The sequence below is a fragment of the Labrys sp. KB_33_2 genome (genome assembly GCF_052114505.1).
Taxonomy (GTDB): Bacteria; Pseudomonadota; Alphaproteobacteria; order Rhizobiales; family Labraceae; genus Labrys.
The window spans coordinates 305026-320617 of record NZ_JBFREW010000003.1 but is presented as its reverse complement, the minus strand read 5'-3'; the positions used below and the strand labels follow the sequence as shown (position 1 = coordinate 320617).

The window sequence follows — 15592 nt, the reverse complement described above, 5'->3', positions numbered from 1 at the left end:
GCCCGGCAATGACAAATGTCGAGCCAATCTCAATATCATCACACCGCCCCCGAAGCGCCCCTTCCGCATCCGCCTCCATCACCCGCCAAGGAATTCTCGTGGAACAACGCTCCCTGCTCCAGCGCGCGATCGCCCGGCCCGAATTCGGCCCCTTCGTGCTCCTGGTCATCGAACTCGCCATCTTCGGCGGCATCAACCCCGACTTCCTCTCCCCGGACAATCTCAGCAACATTCTGGCCTTCACCGTCGAGCTCGGCCTGATCGCTTTGGCGATGACGCTGCTGATGACCTCGGGCGAGTTCGATCTCTCGGTCGGCTCGCTCTTCGGCTTCTCGCCGGTGCTGATGTGGACGCTGTTCAACAGCGGTGCGACCCCGCTATGGGTAGCCTTCCTCGTCGCGCTCGTCGTCGCGGCGCTGATCGGCTGGGTGAACGGCCTCTTCGTCACCAGGCTGAAGATCCCCTCCTTCCTGGTGACGCTCGGCATGCTCCTGGTGGTGCGCGGCACGGCCCTCTTCGTCACCAACGGCTTTCCCCAGCGCACCTGGAATGCGGGCGACCAGCCACTCGCCGACATCCTGGTCGGCACCTTCTATATCGGCGGCTTTCGCGTCTACATGTCCCTGCTCTGGTTCGCCATCGCGGCCGTCGTGCTCGGCTATGTCCTGACCAAGACCAAATACGGCAACTGGATCCAGGCGGCGGGCGGCAATCCCAATGCGGCGCGGGCGCGCGGCGTCAATGTCGATGCCACCAAGGTCTGGCTCTTCATCCTGTGCTCGGTGCTCTCGGCCTTTGCCGGCATCATCTCATCGATCCGGACCGCCTCGGCCAATCCCAATTCGGGCACGGGCTATGAATTGGAGGTGATCGCCATGGTGGTGATCGGCGGCACCGCGCTCACCGGCGGCCGGGGCACCATCATCGGCACCGTGCTCGGCATCTTCATCCTGCGCGTGATGCGCAACGGCATCGTGCTGATCGGCGTGCCGGGTCTGGCCTACAACATCTTCATCGGCGCGATCATCTTAGGCATGATGGCGCTGCATTCATGGCTCGACCGCCGGCACCAGGAAGGGAGATGAGCGATGGCTGAACCTCAAGAAGAACTCGTCCGCATGCAGAACATCGCCAAGTCCTATGGCCGCATCCGCGCCATCGAGGACGTCACCCTCACGGTGAACAGGCGCGAGATCGTCGGGCTGCTCGGCGACAACGGGGCTGGGAAATCGACCCTGATCAAGATCCTGTCCGGGGCGGTAGCGGCTACCTCCGGCGACATCTATGTCCGTGGCAAGAAGGTGGTGATGCGCTCCACCACCGACGCGATCGCCGAGGGTATCGAGACGATCTACCAGGATTCGGCCCTGGTGCCGCAGCTTTCGATCGCCCGCAACCTCTTCCTGGGGCGCGAGCCGATCAAGGGGCCGCGCTTCCTCAACCGCCTCGACCAGGCCAAGATGAACGAGGTCGCGACGACGCTCTTGAAAAGGGTCGGCATCTCCAAGAACATCGCACCGACCACGCCGATCGGCTCGCTCTCCGGCGGCGAGCGCCAGGCGGTGGCCATCGCCCGCGCCATGCATTTCGACAGCGACCTCATCATTCTCGACGAGCCCACCAACAATCTGGGCGTGGCGGAGACGCAAGGCGTCCTGAACTTCGTGCGCAATGCCCGCAGTTCCGGCCATTCCTGCATCTTCATCGCCCACAACATCCATCATGTCTTCCAAGTGGTAGACCGTATCGTCGTGATGCGCCGCGGCCGCGTCGTCGCCGACGACATCGATCCCAAAACGACCAGCGTGGAGGCGGTCGAACGGGTGATCACCGGCATGGATCACTGAGAGTTCCCGGGAAAGCGGCGTGCCCCGAAAGGGTGAGCCCGACTGTACCATCGTAGAGTGGCGCATCCGGCCAACTCGTTTATAACGGCCGGACTCTTTCCTTCCCCAGGGACATCGAAGCTCTTCATGAAGAAACTCGTCATTTTCGATCTCGACGGCACGCTTGCCAAGAGCAAATCGGCCATCGACGCCGAGATGGCTGCCCTCCTGGGCCAGCTTCTCACCGTCGCCCAGGTCGCCGTGATCTCGGGCGGCGACTGGCCGCAATTCGAAAAGCAGTTCCTCGCTAACCTCCCCGCCGGCGATCGTTTCGACCGGCTGCATCTGCTGCCCACCTGCGGCACGAAATTCTTCCATTTCGATGGGGGCGCCTGGGTGCCCGTCTATCGCGAGGACCTGTCCACGGAAGACAAGCAGCGCATCGTTGCTGCGCTGGAGGCGGCCTTCGTTGAGGCTGGCTTCAAGCCCGAGCGGATCTGGGGCGAGCGCATCGAGGATCGCGGCAGCCAAATCACCATGTCCGCACTCGGCCAGGAGGCACCCCTCGAGGCCAAGCACAGCTGGGATCCCGATTTCAAGAAGCGCACCATCCTCAAGACCTATCTCGACAAGTCGATACCGGATTTCTCGGTGCGCATGGGCGGCGCCACATCGATCGACGTGACCCGGCAGGGCATCGACAAGGCCTATGGCATCGCCAAGCTGCGCGACCGTCTGGGCATCGCCATCGAGGAGATGATCTTCGCCGGTGACGCCCTCTTCCCGGGCGGCAACGACTATGCGGCCAAGGAGGCCGGTGTCGATTCGATCCGCGTCAGGGATCCGGAGGAGACCAAGCGGGTGATCGAGACCATTATCGCCTGCCTGGGGTGAGAAACTGGGGCGCCTCACAACGGCGAGCTCCCGCGCCTTGGTAGGGTGCGCTCTATCGCCCTCGGCTTCAGCTGTTTGATTCACATATCTCGGCCGAGCCTCACAAAACGCAATAATCCTTCCTCGGTTTCGGGGAAGGATCTCTGCGCCACATCTTGGAACGCTGCGAGTCTACGGACAAGGCAGGCCCTTTCACCGAGCGATCCATCACCGCTCCTGCCGCCCCGCGATATATTTCTCCAGCACCGCCGCCACCTTGCGGGCGCCATAGCAGCGGAAGCGGAACGTGCCTTCGTCATGCTCGACGGCGACGATGCCGGTCACCCAACCGAATTCCCGCCAAGCCTTGCGGATGGCAGCCATTGGGATGTGCACGGGCTGCAAGCCGATATGAAAGGCCTTGTTCAGGCGATTGGCGGCGAAGGACAACCCTTCGGGCGTGATCTCGACACGTCCGCCGACCCACAGGCCTCCCATCTTGCGGCTCATTCGATCGACCGTGCTGACGGTGACGTCGGGCACCAGCTTCGAGGGCACCGCATTCGGGATGAGGGCGTTGCAAAGCTTGCGGATGTGAAGATCTGTCATGATGGCTGTCATGGAGGCTCGCCCTGTACGAGATTTCCGATTAGAGATATTTGTCTGACAACGGAAGCGGCTGCCTGTCAGGCCTAACCCGCCTGGGCGGGCGGAACTGCGCGTTGCAGCACAAATCGAATTGGAATCGGGAGGAACCCTATGTCGGGTCAAGGAAAGATCGCCATCGTCACAGGCGCCGCCAGCGGCATCGGAAAGGCCGTCGCGCATGCGCTGCTGGGCGATGGCTGGTCTGTCGTCTTCACGGGGCGTCGCAAGGAGGCCTTGGAAGCGGCGATCGCCGAAAGCCCGCATGCGGCCTCTGCCCGCGCCATCCCCTCCGACGTCACCGACCCCGCCTCGGTGGCGGCGCTGTTCGACGCCACCGTCGCCGCCCTCGGCCGTGTCGACCTCGTCTTCAACAATGCCGGCACCATCGCCCCCGGCGTGCCGATCGAGGACCTGCCCTTCGAGCAGTGGAAGGCGGTGATCGACACCAACGTTACCGGCGTGTTCCTGTGCACCAAGGAGGCCTTCCGTGTGATGAAGGCGCAGGAACCGCGGGGCGGGCGCATCATCAACAATGGTTCGATCTCGGCCACCGCGCCGCGCCCGAATTCGGCGCCCTACACCGCCTCCAAGCATGCGGTCACCGGCCTGACCAAATCCTCGTCGCTGGACGGGCGCAAATATGACATCGCCTGCGGCCAGATCGACATCGGCAACACGCTGACGCCGATGGCGTCCAAGATGCCGGGCGGCGTGCCGCAGGCCGACGGCTCGATCAAACCCGAGCCGACCTTCGACGTGAAGCATGTCGCCGATGCGGTGGTCTACATGGCCGGCCTGCCGCTCGAGGCCAATGTGCAGTTCATGACGGTAATGGCCACCAAGATGCCGCTGGTGGGGCGAGGATAAGCGCGGGATTGGCGTGCCGATCTTCTCAGTTCCATCGAGAGATGGGGCGAGATCGGCAAGGAAGATGCCGGTCTGAAGACCGGCACACCGCGCCGCGGGCATCGCGACATGCATGCATGTCGCTGTGATGCCCGCGCACCCGGGGAAGGCCCTCAGGCCCCGCTTCTCACAGCCGGCAGCACGCAGATCTCCTCGCCCGAGAAAGTGCGCGAACGGGTGATGAAGCGTTTTTCCGTGCCGTTCTCCAAGGAGAACATGCCGCCGCGCCCTGGCACCACGTCGATGATCAACTGGGTATGGCTCCAGGCGGCGAATTGCAGGGCGCTGATATAGACGGGCGCATCGCCGATGCTGCCCAAGAGCACGTCCTGGTCCCCGACAATGAACTCACCCTGCGGATAGCACATCGGCGAGGAACCGTCGCAACACCCGCCCGACTGGTGGAACAGCACGGGGCCGTAGCCGGCCTGGAGGCTCGCAATCAGGTCGAGGGCGGCCGGCGTCGCCGTCACGCGTTCGAGGGCGGTGTCCTGCATAATCGTTCCCTCATCCCAGCACGGATCGCCACTTCCGACCCTGCCTGGCTATCAAAAGGGCCGCCCGGCGTGAACCGGGCGGCCAAGGCGATCCCCGGAGCAAAATGCTCCGGCACGGATCAGAAGAAGCCAAGCTTCTTGGGGGAGTAGCTGACCAGCATGTTCTTGGTCTGCTGGTAGTGATCGAGCATCTTCTTGTGGTTCTCGCGGCCGATGCCGGACTGCTTGTAGCCACCGAAGGCCGCATGGGCCGGATAGGCGTGGTAGCAATTGGTCCAGACGCGGCCGGCCTGGATGGCGCGGCCGAAGCGATAGGCGCGCGTGCCGTCGCGTGTCCAGATGCCGGCGCCGAGGCCATAGAGCGTGTCGTTGGCGATGGAAAGCGCTTCCTCGTCATCCTTGAAGGTGGTGACGGAGACCACCGGGCCGAAGATCTCCTCCTGGAAGATCCGCATCTTGTTGTGACCCTTGAACACGGTCGGCTTGACGTAATAACCGCCGGCGAGGTCACCGGGCAGTTCGTTGCGCTCGCCGCCGATCAACACCTCGGCGCCTTCCTGGCGACCGATATCGAAATAGCTCAGGATCTTTTCGAGCTGTTCGGAGGACGCCTGCGCACCGATCATGGTGGTGGGATCGAGCGGATCGCCCTGCTTGATGGCGGCGACGCGCTTCAGCGCCTTCTCGATGAAGCGGTCGTAGATGCTTTCATGCACGAGGGCGCGGCTCGGGCAGGTGCAGACCTCGCCCTGGTTGAGGGCGAACATCACGAAGCCCTCGATCGCCTTGTCGAGGAAATCGTCGTCCTCGGCGGCGACGTCCTTGAAGAAGATATTGGGCGACTTGCCGCCGAGCTCCAGCGTCACCGGGATCAGGTTCTGGCTGGCGTATTGCATGATGAGGCGGCCGGTGGTGGTCTCGCCAGTGAAGGCGATCTTGGCGATCCGGCTGGAGGACGCCAAAGGTTTGCCGGCTTCCAAACCAAAGCCGTTGACGATGTTGAGCACGCCCGGCGGCAGGATGTCGCCGATCAGCTCGGCCAGGACCAGGATGGAGGCGGGTGTCTGCTCGGCCGGCTTGATCACCACGCAATTGCCGGCGGCGAGTGCCGGGGCGAGCTTCCATATCGCCATCAGCAATGGGAAGTTCCAGGGGATGATCTGGCCGACAACGCCGAGCGGTTCATGGAAATGATAAGCGACCGTGTCGTGGTCGATTTCGGAGATGCCGCCTTCCTGCGCGCGCAGCACGCCGGCGAAATAGCGGAAATGGTCGACGCCGAGCGGCAGGTCGGCGGCCGTGCTCTCGCGGATCGGCTTGCCATTGTCCCAGGTCTCGGCCAGAGCGAGCGTTTCCAGATTGTCTTCTATCACCTGGGCAATGCGCAGCAGCAGCAGCGAGCGTTCCGCCACGCTGGTGCGGCCCCAGGCGTCCTTGGCGGCATGGGCGGCGTCGAGGGCGGCTTCGACGTCAGCGGCATCGGAACGGGCGATCTGGCAGAGGACCCGGCCGTTTACGGGAGAGGTGTTCTCGAAATATTTGCCGCTGCGCGGCTCCTGCCATTGGCCACCGATGAAATTGCCGTAGCGGGGCTTGAACAGCGTTCCAGGCGAGCGGACGATCTCGGGCTTGTTCATCAATTTCCTCCTTCAGCGCGCCAATTGAGGTTTTGGGACTGGCGTCGTCTGGCCGGGAGGATGGGCGGGGCGAGGCTGCTTGTCAGGATGGGCACAGGCGATGACGAGGGCAATGTGTCTCAGGGATGAGACAGATTTAGGGGGCGGGTCTTCGGACCCGCCTATTCGACCAGCTCGGTCCTTCCAGGCTGGTCTGAAGACCAGCCCCCCGATCAGCTCTCGCGGCCGATGCCGAGGCGCGCGATCTTGCGATGCATGGTGGCACGGCTGACGCCGAGGAGACGGGCTGCCGTGGAGACATTGCCCTTGGCACGCGACAGCGCCTGGCGCACGGCGGCACGCTCGCCTGCAAGCAGCCCCTCGCCCGGCCCCACCCTTTCGCCATCGATGAGATCGCCGGCCGGGAAGGGGTGGTTGAGATGCTCGTCCGTCAGCCCGTAGACGAGGCGCGCCGCGCGGCTGGCGCCGATGACCAGGTCCTCCCTGTCCACGGCCAGCAGGCCGACCGGTCCGGAACCGGCATCGGGCCCGACCATGATGCGCGCATGGCGGAAGGCCTCGCGGAAATGCTGGGTCTCGATGCGGGTAGCGGCATCCCTCGTGGCAGCCGCCACCAGCTTGAGCAGGGCCGGCGTCACGTCGGAGCGGCAGGTCGAAACGTCGAGTGTGCCCGTCAGGCGGCCATTCGCGTCCCAGATCGGCGCCACCGTGCAACTCAGACCGATATTGCGGGTGAGGAAATGCTGGTCACGGTGAATGGTCAGCGCGCGCCCTTCGGCAATACAGGTGCCGACACCATTGGTGCCCTCGCTCTTTTCGCTCCAGACCATGCCCGTCCACAGCCCGAGCGCCTCGAAATCGGCATCGTCTCCCGCCTCGCCGCGCCGGTCGAGCGGCACCCCGTCTCCATCGGTGAGAAGGACGCAGCAGCCGGCGTCGCCAACGGCCTGGAACAGGCGGTCGAGCGTCGTCTGCGCAAGGCGGACCAGCAGTTCCATGCGCGACAAAGCCGCCCTGAATTCGCCTTCGCCGAGGCGCAGGGGCGGCGGCGCGTGATCGGGATCGAGGCCGTAATGGCTCATGGAGCGCGACCAGGAGGCCGCGACCGCAGACTGGGCACCCGATGTGCCGTCACTCAAGGTGGCATAGACCAGATCCGCATGATGCAGACGGTCCGACTTACCCATTCCTGGCATTCGCTCCGCCCTCCGCATGCATTCCGACAAGGGGAGTTCGGCAGCCCGCTCCCCAACATCGACGCGGTTGGCGTCATCTTCCGCTGGAATTTCCTGCCCTGTCAATCGCAGTCGCGATTTTCATCATCGCCCAAAACGTTTTGGAAAATGAATTCTTCATTCGATGCGTCAACATCGCGCAGAATGCGAGCGCGACCTCGCCCGCCAGAAATGCTCGGCCTGAGGGGTTTGGCAATTGATGGGCACGCCCTCAAGCAGCCCTCACCAAGGAACGGTCTGCCCTCGATAGTCGAGATATTCCAGGCCGGGCCTGCTGCGTTTTTCGAGAAGCACGTTCACGAGGCTCGGCACGCTCTCTTCAATGGACAGGCGTCCACTGGGGCCACCCATGTCGGTGCGAACCCATCCGGGAGCCATCAGCACCATCGGGTGAGCCTCCCCGGCACAGCGGGCCGCATAGCTGCGCATGAACATGTTCAAGGCTGCCTTGCTGCCGCGATAGACTTCACGCATGCCAGATGTGTTGTTGCTGACACTGCCCTGTCCGGACGACATCACGCCAATCAAGCCCGTTCCAGTGACGAGATCCGCCAGGTCCTCGATGACGCGCAGGGGGCTCAACGCATTGGTGACCATGACACGGATGAATTCCTCGGTCGTCACCTCCGCGATGGTTTCCTCGGGATCGTTGGTGACGCCTGCATTCACAAACAGAATGTCGAACCGGCGACCCGCCAGCCGGGCGCCGAGTACTGCGACCTCGGCCGGCTCGCAGATGTCGACGGTTTCGATCTCGACCTGGTTGCCATGCTCGTCGGCCAGGTCATGCAGTTTCGTTCTGCCTGCCTGGGCGCGAACAGTACCGACGACATGCCATCCCTTCTTGACGAATTCGACGGCCATGGCGTGGCCGAGACCACGGGACGCTCCGATGAGCAGGATGGTGCCGGCAGGCTTTGGAGATAAGGTATCAGGCATGGCTTCAACGCTCGTTGCTGGTGTGATCGGTCAGCAATAGGCCGAGGCGCATACCCTGCGCCAGACGCACGAGATGCAACAAATGAATGCACGAAAGGCCCTGCATACCCGCCGCGCGACGCACGATCAGTCAAATCAAGGCAGAGAGGAGCGTCGGAATTTCGTCTAGGCGCTGATCCTCGGCCGGCCCGACGCCCGGGCCGTCACCAGCGCCTCGACGAACAATTCCCGGCCCTCTGCCACGATCTTCTTCTCGTCCACACTCACCGAAATCTCGACCGAGGCGGCACCCGCCGTAAGGGCGTCGCTCTCGGCCTGGATCCGCGCCGCCTCCTGAGCATGGCCCAGCGCCTCGGCGAGATCGAGGATGTCGCGCGTGCCTGAACGCGTGAACACCCGGAAGATTCCCTCCACCGGCTGCAGCACCTTCACTTCGGCCGAAACATGCACGCCGCCGACCACGGCGCCGACGGCGTTGGCGACCTCGGCATGTTCGGGCACCAGCGAAGGCGCGCCGACCATGCCGGCGATATCGCCGTAATAGGTCGCGGCCGAGGCACCGAGCCCGACCACCGGGGCCGTGAGCGACAGGCCGATCTTGACGAGGCCGCTATGGCCGTCGAGCGCCGCCACCGACAAGGCATGGCGCGACAGGCCTGTCTCCCGAAAGCCGTCCTCGGCCAGAGCGCATTCCAGCAGGAACTCGGCCGAACGGCGCGTGAGGGTCTCGATGATCCGCCGCGCCAGCGCCTCGGCGCTGTCCGCGAAGGGCAATCCCATGGCGTTGCGCCGTCTGGCAAACAGAGTGAGTCCCTTCTCGGCCGCCACCCTGTCCCAGGCGTGATGCAGGCCGAGCTGGTGCGCGGCATCGGAGGGCGTCAGCGCCGCCATGATGGCAAGGCGCCTGACGACCAGGCGCTGGAGCGCGTTGAGCTCGCGCCGGCTGTTGATCAGCTTGTCGGCGGGCTGGGGTCCGTTCTCCAGCCGTGCCAGCACCTCGGCCTCCAATGCCGGCAGTTCCGCGAGAGGCGAATGCAGGCGCATGGCGAAGCGGCCGAAGAGGTCGTTGGGCAGATCGGCCCTGAGCTGGCGGTCGAGCGTTGAATGCACGAGGTCGGCATGGCTGTCGGCAAGCAGGGATAAAGGCACGGCCCGGCGCGGGCCGAGCTTGAGCGAGGTATCCAGGCCGTGCTGTTCGATCGCTACTTCGCTGTCGCCGCCGAGGCCGCAGGTGCGGATGGCGATGGCCTCAACCATGGTACGGAAGCCGCCGATCAGGGCGCCGGCCGGATCGATGCGCGGCCTGGCGCCGCGCAGCACGACGACATCCGTGGTGGTGCCGCCGATGTCGGAGATCAGGGCGTCCGGAGCACCGGCGAGGAAGGCTCCGCCCACGGCGCTGGCGGCCGGGCCCGAGAAAATCGTCTCGATCGGCTTGGCCTTGGCCACCTCGGCCGCCACCAGCGAGCCGTCACCGCGCACCACCATCAAAGGCGCAGCGATACCGAGCGCGGTGAGCTGGCCTTCGGTCGCGGCGATCAGCGCCTCGAGGAGATGGATCAGGCGCGCATTGAGCACACAGGTCAGGGCCCGCTTCGGCCCGTCCAGCTTGGCAGAGAGTTCATGGCCGCAGGTGACCGGCAGGCCGGTTTCGCGCCGCAGAATCTCGCGCGCCGCGATTTCATGGCTGGGATCGAGCACGGCAAAGCGCCCGGTCACCGCAAAGCCGGTCAGCCCCGGCGCCAAGGCGCGGGCCTGTTCGATCAGCGCTGCTTCGTCGAGCGGCGCGCGGACCTGGCCCATGGCGTCATGCCCGCCGGCAATCAGCAACACCGGATCGCCGTTCAATGCCGCCTTGAGATCCGGCCGCTCGGCATCATCGGCATCGAAGCCGATATAGACGAGGCCGACGCGCCCGCCCTGGCCTTCCACCATAGCGTTGGTGGCAAGCGTGGTGGAGAGCGAAACGAGGGCGATGCGCGCGGGCGCGACATCGGACTGGGCCAGCACCGCGCCGACGGCGCCGCCGACACCGATGGCGAGATCATGATGGGTGGTGAGCGACTTGGCCTTGGCGAGAACGCCCTTCTCCTCGTCATAGAGGACGGCATCGGTGAAGGTGCCGCCCGTATCGATACCCAACAAAACAGCCATAATGTCAGCCACTACCAATCCAATCGTCCTTTTGCTGATACGCGAATTCGGGCTGCGCCGCTCGCTCATACCGGCATTTTTTTGGACACTGGCGGCCTTTCCTCAAGCAAAGCGCCTTTCGGCTAAAACGCAATTACTCCCTCTGCCGTTGAGGGAGAGCACCACCGAGAGCAATTACGCGAAACGTCGCTTTGCTCTAACTCTTCGTTTCGAGGCGTCTTTGCGATTCGAGGTGATTCCGTGAAATCGCAGGACGCTTCGGCTATAGGGCAAAGCGGCGTGGACGGACAGGAGTGGGTTCCCAACCCTGCACGCTCCAGCAGGCGCCGCCAGTGTCGATGGCTTAAACATTCTAATTGATGTTCTAGACATCAATGTTGAAATATAGTATTTGATAAATGCGAGGCTGCCTATGATCACCGCTGCCCAGATGCGCGCTGCCCGTGCCCTCCTCGGCATCGACCAGCGCCAGCTCGCTGACCTGTCGGGGGTTTCCCTGCCAACGGTTCAGCGCATGGAAGCGAGCGAAGGCAATGTTCGCGGTGTGGTCGATACGTTGACGAAAGTGATCGAGGCGCTTGACCGCGCCGGCGTCGAGCTGATTGGCGACAATGCTGTCAGCCGCGAGGGTGGGCGAGGTGTGCGCCTCAAACAGCCCAAATCGTCGGAGGTGCCCTCGGCCTGACCTAGAGCAAAGCGCGTTCAGGCGTGAACGCTTCTCTGCTCTACCTCTTTGGTTCGACGCGTCTTTGCGATTTGAAGCGATGCGATCAGATCACAAGACGCTTTGAGGTTGAGTGGCGGCGGTCTGCAGAATGCTCTGCACCGTCTCCGGAAATGAGAGAAGCAATGACGGCCCGGGTGCATGAACCCAGCTTCAGCGAGCTCTATACGCCCAAGCTGGTGACGGTTCTCAAGGAAGGCTACGGGCTGGACAAGCTGAGGGCCGACATCCTCGCCGGATTGACGGTCGCCATCGTCGCTCTGCCGCTGTCCATGGCAATCGCCATCGCCTCCGGCGTGACGCCGGACCGCGGCCTCTATACCTCCATCGTCGGCGGCTTCGTGGTCTCGGTACTGGGCGGCAGCCGGTTCCAGATCGGCGGCCCCGCCGGCGCCTTCATCGTGCTGGTTGCCGCCGCCGTGCAACAGCATGGCGTGGACGGCCTCCTCCTCGCCACCTTCATGGCCGGTATCATCCTCACCTTGATAGGTGCCCTCCGGCTTGGCACCTTCATCAAATACATTCCCTACCCCGTTACCGTCGGCTTTACCTCCGGCATCGCGGTCATCATCTTCGCCAGCCAGATCAAGGAACTGCTCGGCCTGACGTTCAAAGATGGTGAACCCGGCCCCTTCGTCGAGAAGGTCGAGGCGCTCGCCACCGCCCTGCCGAGCTTCAGTCTGTCCGCCACGGCTGTCGCCGTCTTCGCCATCGGCCTTATCGTGGTCATCCGGCGCCTACGCCCCCATTGGCCCGCCTTCCTGATCGCAACCGTCACGGCGGCCGTGCTGGTCTGGCTGGCGGGCATACCTGTGGAAACGCTCGGCACGCGCTTCGGCGGCATCCCGCGCTCGCTGCCGGCTCCTCATCTGCCGACCCTGTCGCTCGACAAGGTCATCGAACTCCTGCCGACCGCGATCGCCTTCGCCCTGCTGGGCGGCATCGAGAGTCTGCTTTCCGCCGTGGTGGCCGACAGCATGAGCGGCCGGCGCCATCGCTCCAATATCGAGCTGGTGGCACAGGGAATCGCCAACATGGCCTCGGCCCTGTTCGGCGGCATCTGCGTCACCGGTACCATCGCCCGCACGGCCACCAATGTGCGGGCCGGGGCGCGCGGACCGGTCTCGGGCATTCTGCATTCGCTCTTCGTGCTCGCCTTCATGCTGCTGGCGGCCCCGCTTGCAAGCTATATCCCGTTGGCGGCCCTCGCGGCGGTGCTGGCGGTGGTGTGCTGGAACATGTTCGAGCTCCACCAGTTCGCCACGCTGGTGCGCGCCTCGCGCGGCGATGCCGTGGTGGTGACAGTCACTTTCCTGGTGGTGGTGTTCCGCGATCTCACCGAGGGCATCCTGATCGGCTTTGCCCTCGGTTGCCTCCTCTTCCTGCACCGCATGGCCGAGGCGGTCGAGATCGAGACATTGCGGCCGGTCGTCGAAGAGGATCTGTCCGACGCCGGCAGCGATCAGGACCCCCTGCCTTATGAGGCCGGCTTGGCCAGCAATCCCGACGTGGTCGCCTACCGGATTTCCGGTGCCTTCTTCTTCGGCGCGGCCGCCACGGTCGCCGCCGCCCTCGACGACATCGGCGAGCATCCGAAGACGACTATCATCGACTTTTCGGGCGTGCCGATCATCGATTCAACCGCTGCAGCCACCATTCACGGGCTGGTGCGCAAGGCCGCGGGCAGGGGTGGTACGGTGCAGATCGTCGGCGCCCGTCCCGCCGTGCTGCGGGTCTTGCTCTCCCACGGCGTGCGCCCGCCACAGGTGCGCTTCCGGGCCCGGCTGGCGCTACCGCGGGACGCGGCTTCGGACTGAACGTTCCCGCCGGCCCAGAAGAAGTTTCCGGTGAAACAGCTTGATTTTCGAACCTCATCTACCCCTGGATAGCTGATGGCATCGGAGGTCGCACGGATGAGAATTGCCTCACTCGCTTTCCTGCTTTCGGGGCTCGTCCTTGCGCCACAATTGGTATTTGCGGCGCAGTCGAGCGCTTCGATAGACCAGTGGAAAGCCCTGAACAGTCAATGCCGCGGCGGCAGTGGCGACGATCCCGCCACGCAGCAAGCCTGTGATCAGCGCGACGCCCTCACACGACAACTCGCCAAGGCGGGCTGGTGCTTCGGCCGCAAGGACGATCCCGACGCCGCTTCCTATCAGTGGCATCGTTGCACAGAGAAATCCCTGCGCCCAGAATAAACCGGAGCCAGCTGAGCACCAGACCCAGGCCGGTCAGAGCGAACGAAACAGGTGCGCCTATGATGTCGATCCTGATGCTACTGGTTCTTGTTGTCGCTATCGTGCGACCTCGATCGTGACGGCAATATTCTCCGACGGGTTATCAGCCGGATTGATAAAGTCCGTACGCAATTGAAGTGCATCCTTCCCGACAAATCCGGGACTCGATTGATAGTTCACCGCCGCCATCGGAACGGCATTACTATTACATCGATAGTTATTATTCCATTTCGGATAGTTTGTATGGCCCATTTTACGGGTAACGATGGCCGATCCATGCTGAGGCGGAACAATAATCTTTACCGATGGCACGGCTGAATTGGTATCACAAGGCGTCTTAAGTTGGTACGCGGTATAGAATTCAACCTTCTGCCCCGATTTGACATGATGGGTAAAAGCAGAGCTGGCTCTTAAATCATGTTCGAGCGGCGCGTTGTGCGGCACACAACCCGTTGCGACTGACATAATCGCCAAAGAAGAAAAAATAGGAGTAATTTTCACGGCAACAAATTCCCCAATTACACCGACACGATCAGTAAAGGATGAACCAGGGAATAAAGCAATCTTGGGATATAGCCCCGTCGAATGGAACCGACATACATCGCAAACGACGAAGCGGGGCCACTTCCAATCTGCTCGTTTTCTCGCATCCGGAATAAAAAGGCCGGCCGGGAACGATATCCGGGCCGGCCAGGCTGCGCTGCGACGGGCCGAGGCGAGGCCCCGTCGTCCGCTGGAAGAAGTTATGCTCCCGCCTTCTGGGGCAGGGGTTGGATCGGCATGCCGGGGAAGATCTTCTGAATGTTGCCGGTGATGATCTGGTCGGTTTCCTTGATCCCCTTGGTCACCGCAATCAGCGGTCCCTCGGCGGGGCCGAGTTCGATCAGGCGCATCTCGACCTTGTTGCCCTCGCCGACGACATAGACATATTTGCCGAGCTGGCTCGAGCCGAGACCGGCCTGCGGCACCAGCAGCGTGTCCGGCCGCTCGCCGATGCTGAGGCGCAGATTGACATACTGGCCCGGCAGCAAGTTGCGCTCGGCATTGGCCGTGGTGGCGCGGGCGGTGATGGTGCCGGTGGCCCGATCGACGACATTGTCGAGGAAGGTGAGTTCGCCCTGATGGGCGGCTTCGTTTTGCCCGGGCACGGTGATATCGGCCGGGACCTTGCCGGCCGCCTTGGCCTTGAGGATCTGCGTCAGCTCGGCTTCTGTCGGCGTGAAGGTGACATAGATCGGGCTGACCTGCACCAGCGTGTTGAGCACGGTGCCGCCGGGGCTGACCAGCGTGCCGGCGGCGGCCTGGTTGCGACCGATCCGCCCGTCGAAGGGCGCCTTGATCTCTGTATAGGACAGGTTGAGTTCCGCCGCCTGGATCGCCGCCTTGTCGGCGAGCAGGGTGGCCTCGCCCTGCTTGACCGCGCTGGTGCGCTGGTCGAACAGATCCTTCGACAGGAAGCCCGTCTTGCTGAGGTCGTTGCCGCGGGTCATGCTGTTCTTGGCATAGTCGAGTGCGGCGGTATCGCGCTCGGCCTGAGCTTTTACCTGCGCCAACGCAGCCTGATAGTCGCGCGCGTCGATGCGATAAAGGACATCGCCCTTCTTCACATCGGCGCCGTCGGTGACAGGCTGCTCGAGCATGTAACCCGAGACCTTGGCCTGCAGGGTGATGCTGCGGATCGACTCCGTGCGGGCGGGATAGTTGAGGAAGATCGGAATGGACTTCTTGACCACGGAGGCGACCGGCACCGGCATGGCCTGCATGGCCGGTGCCGGATTGGCGGAAGCCGGCTTGCTCAGCATCCCAGCCAAGAGTTCCTGGCCGGCGGCGATGAGATGCGGCTTGTCCTTGAGGTAGTAGCCGCCGCCAGCGGCGGCGACCACGACGATGGCGGTGGCGATTTTCCAGATACGCAT

General features: G+C 63.6%; 16 protein-coding genes. 8 read left to right on the top strand and 8 right to left on the bottom strand.

Annotated features, from left to right (window positions below; all coding sequences use genetic code 11):
* Window positions 1-98: 98 nt before the first annotated feature.
* The 3 genes from AB4037_RS07035 (at window position 99) to AB4037_RS07025 (ending at window position 2720) form a co-directional block, all read left to right on the top strand.
* Complete coding sequence (locus AB4037_RS07035) at window positions 99-1085, top strand: ABC transporter permease (RefSeq protein ID WP_441771007.1); 987 nt, start codon at window positions 99-101, stop codon at window positions 1083-1085.
* 3 nt (window positions 1086-1088) lie between these two features.
* Window positions 1089-1847: an ATP-binding cassette domain-containing protein gene (locus AB4037_RS07030; RefSeq protein WP_434958540.1), complete on the top strand. Its 759-nt coding sequence runs from the start codon at window positions 1089-1091 to the stop codon at window positions 1845-1847.
* 126 nt (window positions 1848-1973) lie between these two features.
* Window positions 1974-2720 carry an HAD-IIB family hydrolase gene (locus tag AB4037_RS07025; RefSeq protein ID WP_434958541.1) on the top strand — a complete coding sequence of 249 codons (747 nt, stop codon included), beginning with the start codon at window positions 1974-1976 and terminating at the stop codon, window positions 2718-2720.
* A gap of 207 nt (window positions 2721-2927) precedes the next feature.
* Here AB4037_RS07025 and AB4037_RS07020 read toward each other — a convergent pair whose 3' ends face one another.
* Window positions 2928-3308, bottom strand: coding sequence for a hypothetical protein (locus AB4037_RS07020; RefSeq protein WP_434958542.1), 381 nt, complete (start codon window positions 3306-3308; stop codon window positions 2928-2930).
* 150 nt (window positions 3309-3458) lie between these two features.
* Here AB4037_RS07020 and AB4037_RS07015 point away from each other — a divergent pair, with 150 nt between their 5' ends.
* Entirely contained in the window at window positions 3459-4214 is a 756-nt protein-coding gene (locus AB4037_RS07015; RefSeq protein WP_434958543.1) for an SDR family oxidoreductase, read from the top strand.
* Window positions 4215-4366: 152 nt separating this feature from the next.
* Here AB4037_RS07015 and AB4037_RS07010 read toward each other — a convergent pair whose 3' ends face one another.
* The 5 genes from AB4037_RS07010 to AB4037_RS06990 form a co-directional block, all read right to left on the bottom strand.
* Window positions 4367-4750 carry a DUF779 domain-containing protein gene (locus AB4037_RS07010; RefSeq protein ID WP_441771006.1) on the bottom strand — a complete coding sequence of 128 codons (384 nt, stop codon included), beginning with the start codon at window positions 4748-4750 and terminating at the stop codon, window positions 4367-4369.
* A 119-nt stretch (window positions 4751-4869) separates the two neighbouring features.
* Entirely contained in the window at window positions 4870-6387 is a 1518-nt protein-coding gene (adh, locus tag AB4037_RS07005; RefSeq protein ID WP_441771005.1) for an aldehyde dehydrogenase, read from the bottom strand.
* Window positions 6388-6599: 212 nt separating this feature from the next.
* Window positions 6600-7574: a GAF domain-containing protein gene (locus AB4037_RS07000; protein WP_441771004.1), complete on the bottom strand. Its 975-nt coding sequence runs from the start codon at window positions 7572-7574 to the stop codon at window positions 6600-6602.
* Window positions 7575-7844: 270 nt separating this feature from the next.
* Complete coding sequence (locus AB4037_RS06995) at window positions 7845-8561, bottom strand: SDR family NAD(P)-dependent oxidoreductase (RefSeq protein ID WP_441771003.1); 717 nt, start codon at window positions 8559-8561, stop codon at window positions 7845-7847.
* A gap of 165 nt (window positions 8562-8726) precedes the next feature.
* On the bottom strand, window positions 8727-10715 hold the full coding sequence (locus AB4037_RS06990; protein ID WP_441771002.1) for a hydantoinase/oxoprolinase N-terminal domain-containing protein: 1989 nt from the start codon (window positions 10713-10715) through the stop codon (window positions 8727-8729).
* 1 nt (window position 10716) lies between these two features.
* On the opposite strand from AB4037_RS06990, the gene AB4037_RS06985 reads away from it, so the two are divergent.
* The 4 genes from AB4037_RS06985 (at window position 10717) to AB4037_RS06970 (ending at window position 13637) form a co-directional block, all read left to right on the top strand.
* The gene (locus AB4037_RS06985; protein WP_441771001.1) at window positions 10717-10959 is read left to right on the top strand and encodes a hypothetical protein; all 243 of its coding nucleotides are present in this window, start codon (window positions 10717-10719) and stop codon (window positions 10957-10959) included.
* Window positions 10960-11127: 168 nt separating this feature from the next.
* Entirely contained in the window at window positions 11128-11400 is a 273-nt protein-coding gene (locus AB4037_RS06980; protein WP_434958549.1) for a helix-turn-helix domain-containing protein, read from the top strand.
* Window positions 11401-11564: 164 nt separating this feature from the next.
* A complete protein-coding gene (locus AB4037_RS06975; RefSeq protein WP_434958550.1) occupies window positions 11565-13256 on the top strand; it encodes a SulP family inorganic anion transporter in 1692 nt (563 codons plus the stop codon).
* Window positions 13257-13331: 75 nt separating this feature from the next.
* On the top strand, window positions 13332-13637 hold the full coding sequence (locus AB4037_RS06970; protein ID WP_441771000.1) for a hypothetical protein: 306 nt from the start codon (window positions 13332-13334) through the stop codon (window positions 13635-13637).
* 96 nt (window positions 13638-13733) lie between these two features.
* Here AB4037_RS06970 and AB4037_RS06965 read toward each other — a convergent pair whose 3' ends face one another.
* Window positions 13734-14177, bottom strand: coding sequence for a hypothetical protein (locus AB4037_RS06965; RefSeq protein ID WP_441770999.1), 444 nt, complete (start codon window positions 14175-14177; stop codon window positions 13734-13736).
* A gap of 242 nt (window positions 14178-14419) precedes the next feature.
* A complete protein-coding gene (locus AB4037_RS06960) occupies window positions 14420-15592 on the bottom strand; it encodes an efflux RND transporter periplasmic adaptor subunit (RefSeq protein WP_441770998.1) in 1173 nt (390 codons plus the stop codon).

Coding starts and splice junctions, on each gene's coding strand:
- AB4037_RS06975 (WP_434958550.1), top strand. CDS start 11,565: ATGACGGCCCGGGTGCATGAACCCAGCTTCAGCGAGCTCTATACGCCC.
- AB4037_RS06985 (WP_441771001.1), top strand. CDS start 10,717: ATGTCAGCCACTACCAATCCAATCGTCCTTTTGCTGATACGCGAATTC.
- AB4037_RS06990 (WP_441771002.1), bottom strand. CDS start 10,715: ATGGCTGTTTTGTTGGGTATCGATACGGGCGGCACCTTCACCGATGCC.
- AB4037_RS07020 (WP_434958542.1), bottom strand. CDS start 3,308: ATGACAGATCTTCACATCCGCAAGCTTTGCAACGCCCTCATCCCGAAT.
- AB4037_RS07015 (WP_434958543.1), top strand. CDS start 3,459: ATGTCGGGTCAAGGAAAGATCGCCATCGTCACAGGCGCCGCCAGCGGC.
- AB4037_RS06960 (WP_441770998.1), bottom strand. CDS start 15,592: ATGCGTATCTGGAAAATCGCCACCGCCATCGTCGTGGTCGCCGCCGCT.
- AB4037_RS07025 (WP_434958541.1), top strand. CDS start 1,974: ATGAAGAAACTCGTCATTTTCGATCTCGACGGCACGCTTGCCAAGAGC.
- AB4037_RS07010 (WP_441771006.1), bottom strand. CDS start 4,750: ATGCAGGACACCGCCCTCGAACGCGTGACGGCGACGCCGGCCGCCCTC.
- adh (WP_441771005.1), bottom strand. CDS start 6,387: ATGAACAAGCCCGAGATCGTCCGCTCGCCTGGAACGCTGTTCAAGCCC.
- AB4037_RS06970 (WP_441771000.1), top strand. CDS start 13,332: ATGGCATCGGAGGTCGCACGGATGAGAATTGCCTCACTCGCTTTCCTG.
- AB4037_RS06980 (WP_434958549.1), top strand. CDS start 11,128: ATGATCACCGCTGCCCAGATGCGCGCTGCCCGTGCCCTCCTCGGCATC.
- AB4037_RS06995 (WP_441771003.1), bottom strand. CDS start 8,561: ATGCCTGATACCTTATCTCCAAAGCCTGCCGGCACCATCCTGCTCATC.
- AB4037_RS07030 (WP_434958540.1), top strand. CDS start 1,089: ATGGCTGAACCTCAAGAAGAACTCGTCCGCATGCAGAACATCGCCAAG.
- AB4037_RS07000 (WP_441771004.1), bottom strand. CDS start 7,574: ATGGGTAAGTCGGACCGTCTGCATCATGCGGATCTGGTCTATGCCACC.